Genomic DNA, 21,880 nt, shown 5'->3' on the forward strand with positions numbered 1-21,880 from the left:
ATCACACTTTGAAAAGATGTTTAAACTTTTCATGGATTACTTCTAAAGACACGGGCATATAGTCATGGGCTTCAACACCTACATCATATCTAAGGATACCATTTGCAATATTCTCTTCATTATATCGTCCATCGGAATGAATGTGACCATGCAAATTAATCCCTCGATTATGCCGTGAATGCTTCCACTCTAGCATAGGATAATGGATGAGTGAATATGTAACATGTTCATATTTAAACATTTTAAAATCTGTTATTTCTTCAAATAAACTAACATCATAATCATCACGATCATGATTGCCTCGCACTAAAATCTTCTTTCCCTTTAAACGAGCAATTAATTCATTCGCTTCATTAGTTCCTAGGCGAAAAGTTAAGTCGCCTAAAATATATACTATATCATTCTTATGCACTACAGAATTATATTTCTTGATTAATGTTTCGTTCATCTCCTCTAAGGATGCAAAGGGGCGATTTTGTAGTCTAATCACCTTTCTATGGCCTAAATGTAAGTCACTAGTAAAATATACCACTATAACACTCCCAATCTACATAATATCCCCATGATTAATTAAACTCTTATATTTAAACCTATATAATCTCTTATGCTTCGACTATTTAATCTCTTAAAAATTTGCTAAACACATAGTTTCCATGTTTAGCACCATCTCTTGTGAGTCGCCACCCAAAGCTCATCTGCCCTACAGGCATACCAGCGGGCGTACTCAAATACGGATTTTTCTCTACATCAGGTCTAAATGCAGAAAGATCAGAGCCTAAACCGGGCAATTTAGAGACCATTGTTTCATCATATAATTCCACTAGCCCCTGCACAGTTAAGATGTGTAGAACATCACCAAAAATTTCATGTACATTACTATTAAATCGCTGTTTAAACCTATCAGCACGCAATCCCCACTTAGTGCGCAAGGCTAAGAAGCAATAATCTTCTACTGCCCGTTCATTACTGATTGATTCTTCAAAAACTATAGGCAACAATCCTTGTCGAATGCGATTTATATAAGGCACTACATAAGGCTCATTATTGCGGCGCACATCATTATAAAAAGAATATGCCCCTGCACCAAAAGCTAAATAATCGCCATACTGCCAGTAGCGCAAATTATGATGGCTATAAGCTTTATTATTGGTGAAATTAGAAATTTCATATCGCTCAAAGCCATGTGCCTCTAAAGTATCTAACATGCAATCATACATAGTTTCATTTTCATCATCACTGGGCAATTGAATATGACCTAATTCCACTTCCTTATGGAGATTAGTCCCCTCCTCTAATTGGAGTCCATAAATCGAAATATGATTGACTCCTAAATCGAGTAAAGTCTCCACATTAGTCTTAATATCTTGCAAACTTTGACCAGGTAAAGCATAAATTAAGTCCCCACTTACAGTGGGAAAACCTACATCAATGGCATCGCGAATAGCTTGTTTTGCCATGGACGCCGTATGACCGCGACGCAGTAAAGTCAATAATTCATCATCAAAAGTCTGCACGCCATAACTCAATCGTGTCACACCGAGCTCTTTTAATCCCTGTAAGTAAGCTTTATCTATTTCACCAGGATTCGCTTCCATAGATACTTCCATTACAGACAGGCAATTATAATGCGCCTTTAAGGTATGTAAGATTCGCTCTATTTGCTGCAAACTTAATTGTGTGGGTGTACCTCCACCAAAATAGATTGTCTTCACTGGTATTTTAGTGGATTCTGGATACTGATTGGCCCACAGCTCCATTTCTTGGCACATTGATTCTACATATTCTTCGTAATATGCTTCCAGGCCCTCATAGGAAGCAAAATCACAATAGGAACACTTTTTACGACAAAACGGGATATGGAGGTACACCCCCATATCCCGCTGTGTATTTAAAGAGGGCGTATTTAGATTAGAATATTCTGTATTCATACACACTCCCATATTTGGCTTATCACATATTTAGCTTATCACATGATGTTTAATTCTTATAAATCATTATTAAACAGCTATAAGTACTACGCTTATTTGTCATCTACCTTCAAGATAGCCATAAATGCTTCTTGAGGAATCTCAACGCTACCTACAGCCTTCATGCGCTTTTTACCTTCTTTTTGTTTTTCTAGAAGTTTACGCTTACGGCTAATATCACCGCCATAACATTTTGCCAATACGTCTTTACGCCAAGCTTTTACGGTTTCGCGAGCCACAATTTTATTGCCCACCGCAGCTTGAATTGGAATCTCAAACATTTGACGTGGAATTAATTCCTTAAGCTTTTCAGCTAATGCACGACCACGAATAGCAGCCCGATCTTTATGAACGATGATGCTAAGAGCATCCACTGGCTCTCCATTGAGGAGAATATCCATCTTCACCATTGGCGATGCTTGATAGCCAATGAGTTCATAGTCAAGTGATGCATAGCCTTTAGTAGCGGATTTTAACTTGTCAAAGTAATCGTAAATAATTTCCCCTAATGGCAAATGATATACGATGGAAACGCGCGTTTCATCTAAGTATTCCATACTTTGATACTCACCGCGTTTATCTTGAGATAATTCCATAATGGCGCCTACAAAGTCTTTTGGCACAATAGTTGTGGCTTTAACATATGGCTCTTCAATAAAGTCGATTTCTGTAGGTGGTGGCAATTTAGATGGATTGTCGATTTCAAGCACTTCACCATTTGTTTTATGAACTTTATAGTTTACACTTGGTGCGGTTGTAATAAGAGTTAAATTATACTCTCGTTCCAAACGTTCTTGAATTACATCCATATGCAATAAACCTAAGAAACCGCAGCGGAAGCCAAAGCCTAAAGCAATAGATGTTTCTGGCTCATATTCTAAGGCAGCATCATTAAGGTTTAACTTTTCTAATGCGTCACGTAAATTGTCATAATCTTTACTATCTGTTGGGTATAAACCACAGTACACCATGGATACGGCTTTACGATACCCTGGCAATGGCTCAGCAGCAGGATTCTCAGCCATTGTTATAGTATCGCCTACATGGCAGTCGCGCACATTTTTAATACTCGCTGCTACGCAACCTACAGAGCCACAAGTAAGTTCATCTACAGGAATTAAGCCTGGTGTAAATACACCGAGCTCTGTAACTTCAAAATCTTTACTATCATGCATCATGCGAATGATATCGCGCTTTTTAATACTACCTTCTTTAACTCGCACATAGGCAATAGCGCCTTTATACGCATCAAAACGAGAGTCAAAAATCAAAGCGCGCGTAGGTTCCTCAGATTTATCTGGCGGAGCTGGAATACGCTCAACAATAGCTTCTAAAATATCCTGAATCCCTATGCCGGACTTCGCACTCGCCAAGATTGCATTTGACGCATCAAGGCCAATAATATCTTCTATTTCCTTTTTTACTCGCTCTGTGTCTGCACTTGGCAAATCAATCTTGTTAATAACAGGAATAATTTCCAAATCGTGCTCTAAAGCTAAGTACACATTGGCCAAAGTCTGTGCTTCCACGCCCTGTGCTGCGTCAACTACGAGTAAAGCCCCTTCACAAGCGGCGAGGGAACGCGATACTTCATAGCTAAAGTCCACATGACCTGGTGTGTCAATTAAATTCAATGTATATTGTTTTCCATCTTTAGCTGTATGCAAAAGACGTACGGACTGCGCTTTAATAGTGATGCCGCGCTCCCGTTCCAAATCCATGGAGTCAAGCACTTGTGCTTCCATCTCACGTTTAGTTAATGTGCCCGTCTCTTCAATTAGACGGTCTGCTAGGGTGGATTTCCCATGGTCAATATGGGCTATAATACAGAAATTACGAATGTGCTCAGTCGTCGACATAGTATACCTCATACCTCTCTAACAAACAGTTTCAATAACGCCCCCTCCAAGGACCTGCGTACCTTCATAGAATACGACGGACTGACCTGGCGTGATAGCACGCTGTGGCGTTTCAAAAATTACTTCCATTGTTTCATCGTCTAAAATACGCGCTACACAAGGTGATGGGTTAGCTGCATAGCGGATTTTACCAGATGCATGTAATTCCTTAGGAATTGTACCAGATAAGAAATTATAATGCTTACAAATCATTCGATTAGTGAACAGACTTTCGTCTGGACCTACAATAACTTCGTTCTTTTCACCATCAAGGCGAATTACATATAATGGATATTCATAGGCAATACCAAGGCCTTTGCGTTGACCAATAGTATAATTATATAAACCATTATGAGTGCCTAATACTTCTCCATTCTCATGAACAATTTTACCAGATGCTGGCTTTTCAGTTAATTGTTTTTGAATGAATCCTTGATAATTATGATTTGGCAAGAAGCAAATATCTTCACTATCAGGTTTATTTGCTACTGGCAAGTCTCGATCGCTAGCCATGGAGCGTGTCAAAGTCTTCTTTTGTGCTCCTAGTGGGAACATGAGATGACTTAAAATCTTTTGATTTAATGTGTAAAGTACATAGCTTTGATCCTTACTTGGGTCAGCTCCTTTATGGAGTTCATAAAGCTTTGTATCTTCATTATACTTTACCTGTGCATAGTGTCCAGTTACCATATGAGTGGCACCAAGCTCTAAGGCACGATTTAGTAAGAGATCAAATTTTATATTTTTATTGCAGAATACACAAGGATTCGGAGTACGGCCGGCAGCATATTCCTGTACAAAATAATTGACAACATTATCATAAAATACATCGCGCGCATTTACTACGTGATGTTCAATGCCAAGAAAATCACACATTTTCTTAGCATCCGTTACGGCTAACGGAATATCATCTGCGTCGGTATCATCTACCCATAAACGCAAGGTAATACCAAATACCTTATACCCTTGTTCTAACAGCATCGAAGCTGTTAAGGAGCTGTCTACGCCCCCACTCATTGCAACTGCAACTGTTCCTTTTTCCATGCTTTCTCCTTCTGTGGACCGCTTGGTCCGTACAGTAACATCCATATACATGATACAGAGTGAAAGTCCGAATATGTATACTAAAATAAAAATAAAAACTTACGTAAGTATATCACAAAAAATCGATTTTATATAGATTTAGCTTATCTTGCTAGGCCTTAACAAATATGTATAAAATTAGGCCTGTTCGGTGCGGCATTTTAAAATCTCTTCCGCAGCCCCTAAAATTCCCAGCATTGAATGTTCAAATACGAGGCCTCCTTGCATAAAAATCGTATATGGAGGACGCACTGGACCATCAGCGCTTAGCTCGATAGATGAGCCTTGTACAAAGGTACCACCAGCCATAATGATTTGGTCAGTATAGCCTGGCATATCACCCGGTACAGGTCTCACATGAGCATCTACAGGTGAATAGGCCTGCATACCACGACAAAATTGTTCCATCTCGTCAGCATTATTAAGATTGACAGCTTGAATTAAGTCAAACCGATTAGAATCAACTTTAGGAAATACTTCGTAACCTAGCAATGTACCTACCGATGCTGTATATACTGCCCCTTTTAAGGCTTGCAATACAACATGAGGAGCTAAAAATAAACCTTGGAAGAATAAGCGATACCCTGGTGTATACGAACCCATATGGTCTCCTAAACCAGGAGCGGTCAATTCATAGGCTACAGCTTCAACTAAATCTTCACGGCCTGCCACATAACCACCAGTAGGAGCAATGCCACCACCGCTATTTTTAATCAAAGAACCCGCCATAATATCAGCACCATGTTCAAGGGGTTCTGTCATTTCTGTGAATTCACCATAGCAATTATCAACAAAGCAAATTGTCTTAGGATTTGCTTTCTTCACGACTGCACAGATTTTTTCAATATCCATAACAGATAAAGGTTCTCTTGTGCTATAGCCACGAGAGCGCTGAATTACAACAACGCGTGTATTTTCATTTACAGCCTTTTCAATGGCCTCTAAATCATAAGAGCCTTCCTTAAGCGGTACTTCTTTGTAGATAAAACCGCGTTCCACTAATGAGCGCTTCATAGGATGCGGTACGCCAATTACGGATTGCATTGTATCATAGGGAGCTCCTACAGCGTAAACAAACTCTTTACCTTGGTCTCCACTGCCGAGCAAGGCGATTAAAGTCGTTGCTAATGCATGAGTACCTGATACAAAATGAGCACGCACCAAGGCTTTTTCCGCTTTAAATACATGGGCAAAAACCTCATCAAGTTTTTCACGGCCACTGTCATTATAGCCATAGCCAGTTGTTCCATTAAAGTGATAATCACTTAACTGGCAAGCTTTAAATGCTTCTAATACTTTCTTTGTATTATGTAATGCAATGGGCTCAAATTTCTTAAAATGTGGTTCTGCTATTTTCATAGCTTCATCGCGTAATTGATTTAAATTCATTAGTTTATTCTTCCTTTTCTGCTCTACTAAAGGCGTACTATATACGCTCTATTAAAATGTGGAGCGCACTATTTTTAACGCTTCTTCGTAGATATATTGCGAATTTTTCTTGGTACAATCGATCCATTGAATATAAGGCATCCGCTTGTACCAAGTAATTTGACGCTTAGCAAAGCGTCTTGTATTTTGCTGAATAGCCGCAATAGCTTCAGCTTTACTCAAGCGGCCTTCATAAAAATCGACCACTTCTTTATAGCCAATGCCCTTAAAGGCTTGGCATTGAGGATCAATGCCCTTATTTAATAAAGCTTCAACTTCTTCAAAAAGACCTTGCTCTACCATAATATTTACACGCAAATTAATGCGTTCATATAATTCAGCGCGGTCTCGACTTAGACCAATGACTGGTCCTTGAAAGCGTAATCCTTCCTTAGTCTGATTAGTCAAAGCCTCATAATCACCAGCTGCCATGAGTTCTATGGCGCGATATAGACGATGCTTATCAGTAAACTGTAGCAAAACCTCACCCTTAGTAGCCAATTCACGGGCATAATTCTGTAATCCTTCAATCCCTTCAGATTCATATAAAGCATCTAACTCAGCTCTTAGATTAAGATTTGGCCCTTCTGCGGAGAAATTAAAGCCCTCCAACAAAGACTGCACATAAAAGCCCGTGCCACCAGATAAAATAGGAATACGTCCCTTGCCATTTTCCAGACCAATAATTCGCTCCGCTTCAGATTGAAATAATGCCACGCTAAACTCCTCATCTGGCTCATAACAATCAATTAGAAAATGGGGTGCCCTTTGAAGCTCTATAGCATCAGGCTTGGCCGTGCCTATATCAAAGCCCTTATAAACTTGGTATGCATCACCAGAAATTACACTGCTGTTTAGGGTCTCTGCTAATTGTAGCGTTAATTCTGTTTTCCCCACCGCAGTAGGGCCTAAAATAGTAATTAACTGATTCATACTTCATACACTCCATAGGCTACTTTACTATATTGACCACCCTGTAAATAGGATGGGGGCCACATTTTAAAAATTGTGGCAAACGGTCGCTCTTTAATAATGACTTTACGTCGTGCTACACGCTTTGCTTCCTCTAGCATCTCCTGAGTCAAACCAGACTCTACAATATGACCGCGTAGAGCTAAAAATTGAGGGCTTTCCTTAACAGGCACTTCAAACATAGGGTCAAAATAAACTATGTCAAAGCTCTTGCTTTTAGCCTGCTTTAAAAAGATTTCATACCGCATAGCGCACAGCTGAATACGGCGCAATGCATTTGTCACTGCCTGTGATTCATGAACAAAGTGACGACAGCCATAATTGCTAATATAGGCCAATAAAGGATTGCCCTCAAGCCCTATAAACCGATGAATTTCAGGATGTCCATAAGATACCATAAGGCTATCGCTACATAAGCCTACAGTGCAATCGAGAAAAGATTCAACCGGCTCTTCACCAACAGCGGCTAGTAAATGCTCCACATCACCACGATCATAAGCTATGATGCGAAGCTGAGCCATAGAGAGGTGAAATTTATGACTCACCTTTTCACCGGTGTATAGAATGGGCCCATCTTGACTCATAATCAGTATATCAGCATTGTTATGAGCTTCTTTTATCTTGCGTAAGGAATCTCGCCGTCTTACAACATAAGGTATGCCTAATAACAAGCTAGCTAAATAGGCCTTCTCTTGCTCTTCTTGACTAGCCTTTTGTGCTGTAGTGACCACGGCTGTAGCACTAGCATTAGACTGCTCTTCCAGCTCTACTCGTTGCATACTTCACTCCTTACACTATTAAAATTCTTAGCTTCTACACTCAAAAAATATCAAACTCTGCAAGAGTCATTAACTGCGCAAGAATAATTTACCCATTTCTTCTGGTGTAAATTTCACAATCGTCGGGCGTCCATGAGGACATACATATGGCTTGTCTGTTTTGAACAATTCTTCAATTAAAACGGCCATTTGATACGTATTCAAAGTATGCCCCGCCTTAATAGCACCTCGACAGGATGCATAAGCTAACATTTCATGGCGCAATTGCGCCTTAGTAGGCTCTTGTTCTTCTTTCAATAAGGAAAATACATAGCGTAAAATTTCTACGCCCTTACTTTCTACTAAGTCTACTGGCAATCCTTCAACTTTAAATTGTGTAGGCCCTCCTTGCACTACCTGGAACCCTAAATTAAGCAAGGACTCCGCTTGTTCTTCAATAATGATGAGCTCATCTTCACTGGCCTCTTCATATTGCGGAATCAACAATTCTTGCATAGGGATAGCTTCTGCAGACTTACATAGTTTATCATAGCGAATCCGCTCATGAGCGGCGTGTTGATCAATTATATATAAATTATCGCCCTTTTTCGCCAATATATAACAAGCTGCCACTTGCCCCAAAGGCAATAGGCCTGTAGTATTCACTGTTTGGCTTTGATAAGCAATTTGACTATCAGAACTTGTTCCATATGTAGCTTGGCTCGAACTATTGCTTTCAGCTGAGCCTTCACTATTCGAAGAGCTGTCAATATGACTAGTCCCATAGGCATTCGTTATATCATTAAAGGCTTGTTGACGATGAGTTTCTACAATCTCATGAAAACGCGCTTTATCTTCTTCCGTATAGGACTTAGCTTGTGGACCAATTTCAAAATCGCCACTGTCTACCCAGGACTCTTCACGATAGTTAACGCGCTCTGGCGGCGTATATCCGTCCTGACGCAATCGGCGCACAAAATCTTCTGTATGGGTCCGATTAGGCAAGTCTGATCGAACTGGCTCAATATCTATTTGATGTAATTTCTCTCGTCCTATAGAAGTAAACGAGTTTTCATACGATACAGCAGTGGTAATGGCCTCTTCAATAGCATTAGGATTCGAAGAATCGGCTGGCGATCTACTTTCCCCTGTTTTCACTTCATCTGTTTGCCCCTCAAACTGTAAGTCCTGACCGAGCGGTTTTGAGTTATAAAACGGTACTGTTAAGCCATCTCCGCCCACTGAACTTTGATTAGTTCCGCTTAAAGGGTTTTGCAAAGCTTGTAAAATAGCGTGATATACAGCCTTAAAAATCGGCTTGTCATCGCTAAACTTCACCTCGCTCTTACGAGGATGAACATTAATATCCACCGTTTCTGGAGGCACCGTAATATTTAGCAAGACTAATGGATAGCCACCTTTAGGTAAAAGCGCATGATAGGCATTGTCAATGGCCTTAGTAATCGCTTTATCACTAATGACACGATTATTAACCACTATAGTTTGCCAAATGCGACTGCTCTTTAACAATGTTGGCTTACTCACTACGCCAGTTACAACAATTCCTTCAGCTTCATAAGCAATAGGGAAAATATCATTGCTTACTTTATAACCATATAAGGCTGATACGGTGTCAACTAAATCTCCATTCCCCGGTACTACAATACTAACGGAGTCATTGTTGATAAGCTTAAAGGCCACTTGAGGATTGCTTAGTGCCAGCTTACCTACAATGTCTTGTATTTTTGCAGTTTCTGTGCGCTCAGTTTTTAAGAACTTACGCCGTGCCGGTGTATTGAAAAACAAATCTCTTACTTCAATACTCGTCCCTGGTTGAGCACCAAAGGGCATGCAATCATTTACATGGCCACCATCAATAGTAATGCGTGTACCCAATTCTTGATCAATCGTCCTTGTAGTAAGGGAGAAATGAGACACTGACGCAATACTAGCCAGGGCCTCGCCGCGGAAGCCGAGCGAAGCTATATCAAACAAATCATCTACAGAGCGAATTTTACTGGTAGCATGACGAAGTACAGCTAACCTTGCGTCCTCTTCTGTCATGCCAGCTCCATTATCGGTGACGCGCATATAAGTTATGCCACCATCAGCTATTTCTATTTCAATGCTAGTGGCGCCAGCATCTAAGGAATTTTCCAGGAGCTCCTTGATGACTGATGCAGGCCGTTCAACCACTTCACCAGCGGCTATTTTGTTAATAGTTACTTCATCTAATACATGAATTTGTGCCACAATTAAGCACCTCCTTTACGAGCCTCCTCTTGCAATTTAAAGAGAACATTTAATGCTTCAATAGGAGTCAAACTCATAATATCTACAGCTAAGAGATCTTCTAATACGGAATTAGTAAATAAATTGCCGCCAGAGTAGTTATTAGCACCCATGCTGCCTCGCTGTAATCCAGCTGTAGCTTTACTATTTTCACCAACAGCAGATGAATGAGTAGCGCCATCAATAGTAGCCACCTCACCATCAGCAAGTAAATTGCCCTTAGAAGGAACACCTGTTAGAGCCTCTAAGGCAGCCGCTTCATCAAGCGCTGTAGACTCTAAACTCTCTAAAATTACCTCTGCACGCTTTAATACAGAGCTTGGTAAGCCTGCCAATTTAGCTACATGAATACCATAGCTACGATCTGCACCACCGCGCACAATGCGACGTAAGAAGACTACATCTTTGCCTTTTTCTTTTACAGCTACTGTATAATTTTTTAATTTTTCATACGTATCTTCTAGTGGAATCAACTCATGATAATGAGTAGCAAAGAGCGTTTTTCCATGAATGTGCTTACAAATATACTCCACTACAGCTTGCGCAATACTTAAGCCATCAAAAGTACTCGTGCCACGGCCAATTTCATCTAAAATTAGCAAACTATTAGATGTTGCATTATTTAAAATATAGGCTACTTCCTTCATTTCCACCATAAAGGTACTTTGGCCTGTAGAGATATCATCGCTAGCCCCGACACGCGTAAAAATGCGATCTACCGGCGAAATAATCGCCTCTCTAGCAGGGATAAAGGAGCCAACTTGAGCCATAATCATGAGCAACGCAACTTGACGCATATATGTTGATTTACCAGCCATATTAGGGCCTGTAATTAAAATGAACTCTTCGCCTTGATGATTTAAAGTCACATCATTAGGGACGAACACTTCCCGTTTTAATAGCTTCTCAATAACCGGATGGCGACCATCCCTGATGGTAATTTGTCCGTTCATGGTCATGGACGGGCAAATATAGTTTTCCTCATATGCCACTTGTGCCAAACTGGCTAACACATCAAGCTTTGCAATGGCGCGCGCTGTATTTTGAATCTCTTTAACCGCCCCTTTAATCATGGTGCGCAGTTCTTGATAGAGACTTTGCTCTAAGGCAACAATTTTCTCTTTAGCGCTGAGAATTTTTACTTCAAATTCTTTGAGTTCTGGCGTAATATAACGCTCCGCATTGGCCAAGGTTTGTTTGCGAATAAAATAATCCGGCACAGCTGCTGCATTGGCATGAGAAACTTCAAAATAATAGCCAAATACTTTATTGTAGCCTGTTTTTAATCGAATGCCCGTCTTTTCCTTGACCTCTTCTTCCAGACGTTGCAACCACTCTTGGCTATTAGTCGCCAAAGATCGAAGCTCATCGAGCTCCGTATTATAGCCATCGCGAATTACGCGTCCATCTTTTAAAGTCAAAGCTGGCTGTTCTGCTATAGCGCGATAGAGCAAGTCGTAAATATCTTCATGTAAGTCAATTTGACTGACAATCTCACTGAGCAAATTGCTCTCATAAGTCTGACCTATAGCCACTAAGTCAGGTAAAATACGCAAGGATTCACGTAAAGAAGTAAAGTCGCGCGGCGATACAGAGCCTGTTTCTACGCGCGCTAAAATGCGCTCAAAGTCAAAGATTACATCTAAGAGCTCGCGCAAACGCCCTTGCTCCGTCGGCTTAGCCACCATTTCAGCAATACTGCGCTGACGGCGTTCAATATGATGTACATCCATAAGCGGACTTTCTATCCATTGCTTTAATAAGCGCGCTCCCATAGGTGTCAATGTTTTATCTAAAATGGATAACAAGGTACCCTTCGTGCCACCATCGCGCAAGTTATGAGTAATCTCTAAATGGCGTAGGCTCGATGTATCAAGAACCATGCGGTCCCCAATTTGTAAGGGATGAATATAGTTAATATGAGAAATATCAGTTTTAATGACAGTGCTTAAATAGGTAAGTAAATAACCTAAGCCTTCTAGAACATCTTCTTCTAATAGGCCTGCATCACTAAAATGGACCATACTTTCATTGCGAATAGCACTTAACTCTTCTACAGGAGAAAATGGCGACAAGGCCACATTATTGAGCTGAATCGAAATAAAATCTTCTAGCTCTTTCCCCAAAGGAATATCCCCTACGGTTACAATTTCAGAAGGACGATACATAGCTAATGCATCATAAATAGAAGATTGACGCTCACCATGGCGTATTCTATCCCAAATGACTTCACCAGTGGACACATCACAGAAGATAAGAATCAAAGTCTCTGTGGTTCGATAAAATAGGCCTAAGAAGTTGTTCTCTCGCGCTTCTGTGCCATTTTCTGTGAGCACCGTACCTGGTGTTATAACACGGATTACATCGCGTTTTACAATGCCTTTGGCTGTCTTTGGGTCTTCCACTTGCTCACAAATAGCAACTTTATAGCCCTTTTTCACCAATTTATCTATATAGCTTTCAGCTGCATGGTAAGGAACACCGCACATAGGGGCTTTTTCTTCTTCACCAGAATTGCGGCCTGTAAGCGTAATATTCAATTCGCGCGATGCAGTCAATGCATCATCATAAAATAATTCGTAAAAATCACCAAGACGAAAGAACAAGAGTTCCTCTTTATATCGATCTTTTATAGAGAAATATTGATCCATCATAGGCGTTTGCTTTTTACTCATGTACGCCTCCATCCACTAGCAAAATCGAGCCTATACTCTGCAGTATAGGCGCGAATATCTACTAAATCTTATATATACTAAAATCTACTCATCCTTATATATTAAAATCTACTGACCCTTATATATTAAGATGTACTAATGCTTATACGATAGTGCCGTATAAAATCCAAGTTTGTGCTTTATCCACTCGCGCATTCACGGTGTCGCCAATCTTAAGACTTTCATCTTTAGGGAATAAAATCATCTTATTCCCAGATGTACGACCAAACCATACATTTTCATCATTGCGACTTGGGCCTTCAACGATAATTGGATATACTTGGCCTTCCATCACTTTATTGTGCTCTAAGGAAATCTCATTTTGCACATCCATTAAAGCTTGCAAACGAACTCGCTTCACTTCTTCTGGCACTTGATCTTCCATAGTAGCTGCTGGCGTACCAGAGCGTTTAGAGAAAATGAAAGTATAGGCCATATCATAGCGAATATCCTTGAGCAATTGTAAAGTAGCCTCAAAGTCCTCTTCAGTTTCTCCTGGGAAGCCTACAATTAAATCAGTAGTCAATGTAAGGCCTTTAATTTTTTCTCGGCAATATTCGATAAGTTCCTTATAATGCTCTACAGTATAACGGCGGTTCATTTTTTGTAAAATGCGATTGGAACCTGACTGAATTGGCAAATGTAATTGAGTCACTACATTAGAGGAGCGCCCTAAGGCATCGATCATCTCTTTATTCATATCCTGTGGATGACTCGTCATATAGCGAATGCGTTCAATTCCTGGAATATGATCTAAAGCATCAATTAAATGACCAAAATGTGTGCCATCTTTAAAATCTAAGCCATAGGAGTTTACATTTTGACCAAGCAAAGTAATTTCTTTATAGCCTGATGCACCTAATTTCTTAACATCATCTACGATATTTTCAATAGGACGGCTGATTTCACGGCCTCGCACATGAGGTACAATACAATAGGTACAGAATTTATTACAACCATTCATAATTGGCACCCACGCAGAGAATGTGCCACTTGGCTTTGCTTCTAATTCATAGAGTACGGAGTTATCCATCTCTACATTGAGCTGATGCTTATGAGTACGTTGTACTTCTTCTACCATTTCATTAATATGGCGCAAATTGTGCGTGCCTAACACAATATCAATATGAGGCGCACGCTTAAACATATCAGCTTGATTCTTTTGAGCCATACAGCCTGTAATAGCAATGATTAAATTTTTATTTTTTTCTTTTAAATGCTTTAATTCACCGATACGGCCATAAATCTTATGTTCTGCTGTTTCACGAACACAGCAAGTATTTAAAATAATCAAATCAGCTTCTTCAAACTGTTCGGTGCTCTCATAGCCAGCCTGTTCTAACTGATGGGCTAAACGTTCAGAGTCACTTTCATTCATCTGACAGCCATAGGTAAATATATAATATTTTTTCATCATCTTCTCCAACTCATTGCTAACCTAAGCAATACTAGCAAATTTACTACTATAATTCTTTATATTATCATATTTTTATAAGGCAAAGCTCATTACTTAGCTTAAAAATGCATTTATAAAGCTAAGTCAAACTTCATTATTGGCACTAAGTAAAACTCTCATTAATGGCGCTAAACCAAACTTCAATAATTGCGCTAAGTAAGACACTTATTAATCCCCTAGGCCAAACCACATTAATGACGGCTAGGGCTTACTAATTTATCGACTACAATAGCCAGCCGCTCTACTGACATGCCCGTAATATACTCTATATCATTGCATATGTATTTATGCATTTGATTCATTATTTCTTTAACCGGACGCCCCTTATATAACACAACGCCCATATTTAAAGTTAAGGCATTATTACCCTTTTGAGATTTCTTTATACTAATATCATCACAAGCAGAAATGTCCTTAATTTTCTTCAAGCTATTTTTTATAATTTCTTCAATCACCTGATCGGAGAAAGTCAAACTACCATAATAGCTAAATACGGGGCGCACCACTGATTTTTCAAATTCTGCGGCGCCACTCTTAGAAAAGCGCGTCCGTCGCCAAATAGATTTAATGGGGTCAATTAAATAGCCCTGAAAATGAGGCTTTAACTCCATGGTTGGAACTGGAATAATATGCTTACCTTCTTTTAAGCGTGACACTTGTGCCTTTTCAATTTCCTTAGGAGACGCTATATCTTCAATGTGAATATACCGACTAGGAGCACCTATGCCAAGAGCCTTTGAAATTTTTCCTACCATATTTTCCGAAGTTCCTAATATTAAAATTCGCTCGGGTTTGATTAAGTCCAGCTGCTCCCGCACAGACTGCACTTGCTTAGGGTCTTGAAATATAGCGCGACGAACTGCCTTAAGACGGCTTTCTTCTTTTTTAGCTGAAAAACCTGCTACAATCCGATTATTGTGAATTAAAATACCATCATCTATGATGCACTCAGCGTGATTCTCATGGGCCACAACTAACGCGCGATGACTTTTCCCTGTCCCACTAGGTCCTACGAAAGCTATAACTTCCATATATATCTCTCCTATTATTTTATGAACCAAAGATTGCTTAGTTCATAGCTACTACCCAAAATTCCTAATCATTTGACCATGTCTAGATATATCACCGTCTATACATTAGCCACTAATTTTATAAACTCTGCTACATCTTCACTTTGTATTAAATAATCACCAATATTATACGGAATTTTATTAGGAATGCCATGATAATCAGAGCCGCCTGTAATTAATTTATTATGGTCAAGAGCAATTTGACGATATCGCTTTGAATCCTCTTCGCTATGAAGAGGATGGTATACCTCAATGCCATCAAAAGGCAAAGCTAACAAATCTACTACATCTTCGTCTGAATTCAATAAAATAGGATGAGCCATAACAGCCACGCCACCAGCGCGGTGAATTAAATCAATTACATCTTCAGGCTCAGCCTTAAACTTAGGCACATAACAAGGACTCTTACGACTTAATATAGTATTAAACGCTTCGCTTACAGTACTTACATAACCTTTTTTAATCAATAATTGCGATAAATGAGGACGCCCCAGTGAGTTAGCATGAGGGAATAAATCCTCTAACTCTTCGCGCGATACATCGTAGCCATTTTCCTTGCAGCGATCAATCATGCGAAAAATACGGGACTCTCGAGATTCTTTAAAGAAGTCTACATACTCCTTAATCTCTTTATTGGCATAATCAAAATCATAGCTTAATATATGCACATCTTTATTGTTATATGTGGAACTAAACTCACAGCCCCTAATAACTTGTATATCTGAAATCGGATCTTGTATTAAGTCAAACGAGCCATCTATTGTATCATGATCAGTAAGGGCCATTATTTTAATACCAGCGGCCGCATTGGCTGCTCGTAAATCTTTTGGTAACATAACGCCATCGGATGAGGTGCTATGCATATGAAAATCTACTAACATATTTCGCCTCCTACAATCTACATTACTCGATAATACTCCATCTTTTATTATGACTTAAATTCTCATTTTATACAAGCATTTCACTTAAATTAATACATAAAAACAGTCGATAGGTAAATCCCTATCGACTGTAATCTACTAGCCTAATTTCTCTAAAATAGACTTCACTGTACTTGCTACATCAGTCATGGCTACTTCAAGGACTTCACCAGTCTTGCGCACTTTAAGCTCTACTGCATTGCTTTCAAGTGTATTTTTACTTACTGTAATGCGCACTGGATAGCCAATTAAATCAGCATCCTTAAATTTAACCCCTGCACGATCTTTACGATCGTCTAATAATACATCTACACCTGCTTGTTGTAATTCAGCATAAATTTCCTGACTTACATTCATAAGTGCTTCGTCTTTTGCATTGATTGGCACAATGTCAACTTCAAATGGCGCAATGGCTACTGGCCAAATAATGCCATCTTCATCATGGCTTTGTTCAATAGCTGCCGCTAATGTACGAGATACACCGATACCATAGCAACCCATTACATATGGATTAGGACGGCCATCCTGATTGAGGAAGGTGCCATTCATAGATTCACTGTATTTAGTCCCTAATTTAAATACTTGACCTACTTCAATCCCTTTTGCCAAATTAAGCTTGCCGCCACAATTTGGACATGGGTCTTCCGGTGTGATTAAACGAATTGGTGCCACAATAATATCATCTACATTAAAATCGCGTGTTGGATTGATGTTGATATAATGCGCATCTACTTTATTAGCCCCACCACAAGCATTTTGCATAGTCATAACAGATTCATCAACTACAATTTTAAATTCCTCTGTCTGTGCTAATCCCACAGGGCTAATGAAACCACCTACAAGACCAACTTGTTTTAATTGTTCTTCTGTAGCCATTTCAGGTTCAATATTAGAATCTACTGCATGCTGCACAGCAATTTCGTTCACTTCATGGTCACCGCGTACAATAGCTAGTACGACTACACCATCTACAGAGAGAACTACTGCTTTAATTGTTTTCTCTAAAGGTAAGGATAACATATTAGCTACAGCTTCAATTGTTTTTGCCTCTGGCGTATTAACAATTTCTAGCTCTTTAGGCGCTTCACCATCCCCTGGCAAGGCTGCAGGCTTACCAATTTCAATATTGGCTGCATAATCACAACTGTCACAGTAAATAACATCGGCTTCACCAGATTCAGCAAGGGCCATAAATTCGTGACTATTACTACCACCAATAGCACCAGAGTCAGCTTCTACAGGTTTAAAATATAAACCGCAACGGCTAAATACTTGCTCATAAGCCTTATACATATCCCAATAGGATTTATCTAAACCAGCTTCATCCACATCAAAGGAATAAGCATCTTTCATGATGAATTCGCGGCTGCGCATTAAGCCATAGCGAGGACGGCGTTCATCGCGATATTTATTTTGAATTTGATATAAAGTTAATGGCAATTGGCGATAAGATTTTACTTCGTCTTTTACCAAAGTCGTAATCATCTCTTCATGGGTTGGTCCCAAGCAGTAATCGCGATTATGACGATCTTTTAAACGCATCATTTCTGCGCCATATACTTTCCAGCGGCCAGATTCTTCCCAAATCTCAGCTGGTTGAATAATTGGCATCATAATTTCTTGCGCGCTAATTCGCGTCATTTCTTCATGCACGATTTGCTCGATTTTGCGAATACTTTTCCAAGCAAGAGGAAGATAGCTATAAAGGCCACTAGACATTTTGCGAATTAAACCAGCCCGAAGCATTAACTTTTGGCTAATAACATCAGCATCAGCTGGTACCTCACGTAAAGTAGGGGCATATAATTTACTTGCTAACATATACTTACGACTCCTTTGACTCTAAATATGTTTCTATTTCGTGGAATAAAGCATCTACTAATTCGCTTTCATCCACGGTTTTAATCGTCTCACCTTTTCTAAATACAATGCCACGACCATCGCCACCAGCAATGCCAAAATCAGCCTCACGGGCTTCCCCTGGCCCATTTACTACACAGCCCATAACCGCTACACGGATTGGCTCTTTAATGCTCTTCAAGCGCTCTTCTACAATTTCAGCCATCTTGAAGAGGTTCACGCGGCAACGACCACATGTAGGACATGAAATCATTGTAGCACCATAAGTTCGTAAACCTAAGGAGCTTAAAATTGTTTTGCCCACTTCCACTTCGTGAATTGGATCGCCTGTTAAAGATACCCGCAAAGTATCGCCAATGCCCTGTGCTAATAGGGCCCCAATACCGATAGAAGACTTCACTGTACCTTGACGAATCGTACCAGCTTCAGTAACGCCTAGATGTAAAGGATAATTCACTTTGGCAGATAATTTTTGATATGCTTCAATCATTAAAGGCACATCGGTAGCCTTGATGGAAATCTTCATATCATAATAGTCCATAGCTTCTAAAATGCGCACATGCTCTAAGGCAGCTTCTACCATGCCATCAGCACAAGGATGACCGCCATAAGCCTCTAATATATGAGCTGGTAAGGAGCCTGCATTAACGCCAATGCGAATTGGAATTTGCTTTGGCTTAGCTTTTTGTATAACAGCCTGCACATTTTCAGTGCCACCAATATTTCCTGGATTAATGCGAAGACCATCTATACCACTATCAATAGCTTCTAAAGCTAAACGATAGTCAAAATGAATGTCTGCAATCAAAGGAATCTTACTGCCTTCTCGAACTGTTTTAATCGCCTTGGCAGCAGCCATATCAGGAACTGCTAAGCGGACTAAATCACAACCAGCATCGGCTAAGCGATTAATTTCAGCAATAGCCTTCTCAGTTTCAACTGGATTTGTAGTAATCATGGACTGTACGCTAATAGGCGCAAAATGACCAATTGGCACAGAACCGACTTTAATTCTTCTAGTTTCTTTTCTGTTAATCATAGGTAACTCCTATATTACAGACGGCTTATATCATGTGTAGTCGCATAAATAAATAAAGCGATTAGTAAAATGACCCCTGTCATTTGAATGTATTGCAATGCCTTAGGCGGCATACGTCGTCTCGTAATTCCTTCAATAATTAATAAAATTAAATGGCCCCCATCTAAAGCTGGTACTGGTAGTAAGTTAATTACCCCTAAATTCAAGCTCAAGATAGCTGTAAAATTAAGTAAATACACAAAGCCAAATTGCGCCATTTCACCGGCTGCTTGAGCTACCCCAATAGGGCCTGAAACTTGCGCTGCCATTTGACCGGTAATCATGAGCCATAAGGTGCGTACCATCTCTTGTAAAATAGCTATAGTAGCTGTTACAGAGCGCTCCGCCGCTTCTCCTATGGAATAAGGCGTAGAGTTAATTTGAGGATTAATCCCTATAATGGCACGGCCACTGGACTCGGTAGGAATTACTGATACTTCTTTAGTTTCTCCACCGCGATCAATCATCATGGTAACTACAGTATTTTCAGTGCCCTTTAAATGAGTCGTAATATCTGACCACTGCGTAATGGCTTTGCCATTAATGCTCGTAATGCGGTCATTGACTTCTAAATGGGCTGCTATAGCCGGTGAGTCATTAACAATTCGACCAATAACGGGCTCATTAGATGGTGTTTGTTGTCCATAAGTAACAAATACACCAAAGAAAATGACGATGGCCAGTAAAAAGTTAAAGAATGCGCCGGCAAAAATTACAATAAAACGCTTCCATACCGGCTTATTTAAAAAGGAGCGGTCATCAAGTTCCTCATCTGGCATCATACCAGCAATTTTATTATAACCGCCTAAAGGAATGGCGCGAATTGAATACAGCGTCTCACCTTTTTGCTTTTTTACAAGCGCTGGACCAAAACCAATGGCAAATTCATCGACTCTCATACCACTCGCTTTGGCTGTAATAAAATGGCCAAACTCATGGATGAAAACAATGACGCCAAACACAAAAATTGTGGCAAGTATAGTTAACACCGTTTTTCTCCTATTTAGTTAATACATATCTATTGATTGACTATGTGTATTGCGGAAAATATCTAAAATATTCCACTTTATTTGCATAGTATTTATTTTTTAGCTAAATTAGCTCAACACATTACTTTGTTTAGTACTAAATCTGCTGAGCAGTAAATTTTCACAAGCTAGACAATTACACAGCCAAGCTATTTAATTAGACTGCGAGCTGTTTCTCGCGCCCATAAGTCAATTTGTCGCAAATTCGGCAATGTAAATTCTGGCTCAGTTTCCATCCGTTCTAATACAGACACAACTGTTTTATAAATATCGCCAAATTGTAATTTGCCGTCTAAGAAAGCATAAACTGCTTCTTCATTAGCTGCATTGAATACAGCCGGCTTAAAGCCTCCAGCGCGGCCCACGTCAAAGGCTAATTGCAAAGCAGGGAAATCTTCATACCGCGGCGGGAAAAATTCTAATTGCAAGGCTTTATCAAAAGTTAATACATCCATGTGAAGCGGTTCACGACTCGGATAGGTTAAAGCGTATTGAATAGGCTCACGCATATCAGGATTTCCCAACTGCGCTAAAATGGCTCCGTCCTTCATCATAATCATGGAGTGTACAATGCTCTGTGGATGAACTGTAACTTTTATATGATCAAAGTCAAAACCAAAGAGCCAATGCGCTTCAATCACTTCTAAGCCTTTATTAAATAAGGAGGCAGAGTCAATTGTAATCTTATTGCCCATATTCCACGTAGGATGACGCAAACAATCAGCTGCTGTGGCCGTAGGAATTTTTTCACTTGGCCAAGTCCGAAGCGGACCACCAGAAGCAGTTATTAATAGAGAGTCTACATTCTCTCTATTTTGTCCTTCCAAACATTGGAAAATAGCACTATGCTCGCTATCAATTGGCAACAACTGAACACCATACTCCTCACACAAGGAGGTAATTAATGGGCCTCCAGCCACTAAGGTCTCCTTATTGGCTAAACCTATAGTTTTCTTCGCCTTAATAGCTTCTACGGTAGGTTCAATGCCAGCAGCACCAACTACAGCAGTAACAACTAATTCTGTGGAAGGCCAGGTAGCACCAGCTAATAATGCCTCTGTACCGCCCACCAACTTAGTGTGTCCAGTATAGCGTGATTTTAACTTTTTATATGCCGCTTCATCAACTAAACCGGCCATTTCAGGCTGGAATTCTTTTATTTGAGCTTCTAATACATCCACATTTTTATACGCTACAATAGCTTTTACAGAAAATAAATCGGGATGTTGTCTCACTACATCTAATGTTTGAGTACCAATTGAACCAGTACTGCCTAAGATGCTAATAGTTTTCATAGAAACTCCTCACTTTTCATGATTTACAGAAGAACAGTATGCCTTAAACTGCTCTAAATCT

16 protein-coding genes are annotated in these 21,880 nt (G+C 39.8%); all 16 read right to left on the bottom strand.

Translation table 11 applies throughout. The annotated features are described in order from the left end of the window. Position 1 precedes the first annotated feature (1 nt). Entirely contained in the window at positions 2 to 532 is a 531-nt protein-coding gene (locus QZR90_RS03210; RefSeq protein ID WP_295788714.1) for a metallophosphoesterase, read from the bottom strand. A gap of 85 nt (positions 533 to 617) precedes the next feature. Next, positions 618 to 1,928 carry a radical SAM family heme chaperone HemW gene (gene hemW / locus QZR90_RS03215; RefSeq protein ID WP_295788716.1) on the bottom strand — a complete coding sequence of 437 codons (1,311 nt, stop codon included), beginning with the start codon at positions 1,926 to 1,928 and terminating at the stop codon, positions 618 to 620. Positions 1,929 to 2,020: 92 nt separating this feature from the next. Continuing rightward, positions 2,021 to 3,826 carry a translation elongation factor 4 gene (gene lepA, locus QZR90_RS03220; RefSeq protein ID WP_295788718.1) on the bottom strand — a complete coding sequence of 602 codons (1,806 nt, stop codon included), beginning with the start codon at positions 3,824 to 3,826 and terminating at the stop codon, positions 2,021 to 2,023. Positions 3,827 to 3,844: 18 nt separating this feature from the next. Beyond that, entirely contained in the window at positions 3,845 to 4,909 is a 1,065-nt protein-coding gene (mnmA, locus tag QZR90_RS03225) for a tRNA 2-thiouridine(34) synthase MnmA (RefSeq protein WP_295788721.1), read from the bottom strand. A gap of 177 nt (positions 4,910 to 5,086) precedes the next feature. Next, positions 5,087 to 6,337, bottom strand: coding sequence for a methionine gamma-lyase family protein (locus QZR90_RS03230; RefSeq protein ID WP_295788722.1), 1,251 nt, complete (start codon positions 6,335 to 6,337; stop codon positions 5,087 to 5,089). 51 nt (positions 6,338 to 6,388) lie between these two features. Next, complete coding sequence (gene miaA, locus QZR90_RS03235; RefSeq protein ID WP_295788724.1) at positions 6,389 to 7,309, bottom strand: tRNA (adenosine(37)-N6)-dimethylallyltransferase MiaA; 921 nt, start codon at positions 7,307 to 7,309, stop codon at positions 6,389 to 6,391. Then, positions 7,306 to 8,127 (bottom strand): class I SAM-dependent methyltransferase, encoded by an 822-nt coding sequence (locus QZR90_RS03240; RefSeq protein WP_295788726.1) that lies wholly within the window; start codon positions 8,125 to 8,127, stop codon positions 7,306 to 7,308. The genes miaA and QZR90_RS03240 overlap by 4 nt, the downstream gene beginning before the upstream one ends. Before the next feature lie 69 nt (positions 8,128 to 8,196). Next, positions 8,197 to 10,359 (bottom strand): DNA mismatch repair endonuclease MutL, encoded by a 2,163-nt coding sequence (gene mutL, locus QZR90_RS03245; protein WP_295788728.1) that lies wholly within the window; start codon positions 10,357 to 10,359, stop codon positions 8,197 to 8,199. Between the two features lie 2 nt (positions 10,360 to 10,361). Continuing rightward, the gene (gene mutS / locus QZR90_RS03250; protein ID WP_295788731.1) at positions 10,362 to 13,073 is read right to left on the bottom strand and encodes a DNA mismatch repair protein MutS; all 2,712 of its coding nucleotides are present in this window, start codon (positions 13,071 to 13,073) and stop codon (positions 10,362 to 10,364) included. A 142-nt stretch (positions 13,074 to 13,215) separates the two neighbouring features. Beyond that, positions 13,216 to 14,526, bottom strand: a complete 1,311-nt coding sequence (gene miaB / locus QZR90_RS03255) for a tRNA (N6-isopentenyl adenosine(37)-C2)-methylthiotransferase MiaB (protein ID WP_295788849.1) — start codon at positions 14,524 to 14,526, stop codon at positions 13,216 to 13,218. Between the two features lie 233 nt (positions 14,527 to 14,759). Then, a complete protein-coding gene (locus tag QZR90_RS03260; protein WP_295788733.1) occupies positions 14,760 to 15,599 on the bottom strand; it encodes a hypothetical protein in 840 nt (279 codons plus the stop codon). A gap of 98 nt (positions 15,600 to 15,697) precedes the next feature. After that, a complete protein-coding gene (locus tag QZR90_RS03265) occupies positions 15,698 to 16,519 on the bottom strand; it encodes a PHP domain-containing protein (protein WP_295788735.1) in 822 nt (273 codons plus the stop codon). Positions 16,520 to 16,657: 138 nt separating this feature from the next. Further along, on the bottom strand, positions 16,658 to 18,379 hold the full coding sequence (locus QZR90_RS03270) for a proline--tRNA ligase (protein WP_295788738.1): 1,722 nt from the start codon (positions 18,377 to 18,379) through the stop codon (positions 16,658 to 16,660). A gap of 4 nt (positions 18,380 to 18,383) precedes the next feature. After that, positions 18,384 to 19,457: a flavodoxin-dependent (E)-4-hydroxy-3-methylbut-2-enyl-diphosphate synthase gene (gene ispG / locus QZR90_RS03275; RefSeq protein WP_295788740.1), complete on the bottom strand. Its 1,074-nt coding sequence runs from the start codon at positions 19,455 to 19,457 to the stop codon at positions 18,384 to 18,386. Positions 19,458 to 19,471: 14 nt separating this feature from the next. Beyond that, positions 19,472 to 20,485: an RIP metalloprotease RseP gene (gene rseP, locus QZR90_RS03280; RefSeq protein WP_295788742.1), complete on the bottom strand. Its 1,014-nt coding sequence runs from the start codon at positions 20,483 to 20,485 to the stop codon at positions 19,472 to 19,474. Between the two features lie 188 nt (positions 20,486 to 20,673). Continuing rightward, positions 20,674 to 21,819: a 1-deoxy-D-xylulose-5-phosphate reductoisomerase gene (locus tag QZR90_RS03285; protein WP_295788746.1), complete on the bottom strand. Its 1,146-nt coding sequence runs from the start codon at positions 21,817 to 21,819 to the stop codon at positions 20,674 to 20,676. Positions 21,820 to 21,880 lie beyond the last annotated feature (61 nt).

The sequence above is a fragment of the uncultured Veillonella sp. genome, from assembly GCF_900545795.1.
Classification (GTDB): domain Bacteria; phylum Bacillota; class Negativicutes; order Veillonellales; family Veillonellaceae; genus Veillonella_A.

What these genes read in the sequence shown, in the direction of transcription:
- miaB (WP_295788849.1), bottom strand. Translation starts at nt 14,526, where the DNA reads ATGAAAAAATATTATATATTTACCTATGGCTGTCAGATGAATGAAAGT.
- QZR90_RS03260 (WP_295788733.1), bottom strand. Translation starts at nt 15,599, where the DNA reads ATGGAAGTTATAGCTTTCGTAGGACCTAGTGGGACAGGGAAAAGTCAT.
- QZR90_RS03265 (WP_295788735.1), bottom strand. Translation starts at nt 16,519, where the DNA reads ATGTTAGTAGATTTTCATATGCATAGCACCTCATCCGATGGCGTTATG.
- miaA (WP_295788724.1), bottom strand. Translation starts at nt 7,309, where the DNA reads ATGAATCAGTTAATTACTATTTTAGGCCCTACTGCGGTGGGGAAAACA.
- mnmA (WP_295788721.1), bottom strand. Translation starts at nt 4,909, where the DNA reads ATGGAAAAAGGAACAGTTGCAGTTGCAATGAGTGGGGGCGTAGACAGC.
- QZR90_RS03285 (WP_295788746.1), bottom strand. Translation starts at nt 21,819, where the DNA reads ATGAAAACTATTAGCATCTTAGGCAGTACTGGTTCAATTGGTACTCAA.
- lepA (WP_295788718.1), bottom strand. Translation starts at nt 3,826, where the DNA reads ATGTCGACGACTGAGCACATTCGTAATTTCTGTATTATAGCCCATATT.
- mutS (WP_295788731.1), bottom strand. Translation starts at nt 13,073, where the DNA reads ATGAGTAAAAAGCAAACGCCTATGATGGATCAATATTTCTCTATAAAA.
- ispG (WP_295788740.1), bottom strand. Translation starts at nt 19,457, where the DNA reads ATGATTAACAGAAAAGAAACTAGAAGAATTAAAGTCGGTTCTGTGCCA.
- QZR90_RS03270 (WP_295788738.1), bottom strand. Translation starts at nt 18,379, where the DNA reads ATGTTAGCAAGTAAATTATATGCCCCTACTTTACGTGAGGTACCAGCT.
- QZR90_RS03230 (WP_295788722.1), bottom strand. Translation starts at nt 6,337, where the DNA reads ATGAATTTAAATCAATTACGCGATGAAGCTATGAAAATAGCAGAACCA.
- QZR90_RS03240 (WP_295788726.1), bottom strand. Translation starts at nt 8,127, where the DNA reads ATGCAACGAGTAGAGCTGGAAGAGCAGTCTAATGCTAGTGCTACAGCC.
- hemW (WP_295788716.1), bottom strand. Translation starts at nt 1,928, where the DNA reads ATGAATACAGAATATTCTAATCTAAATACGCCCTCTTTAAATACACAG.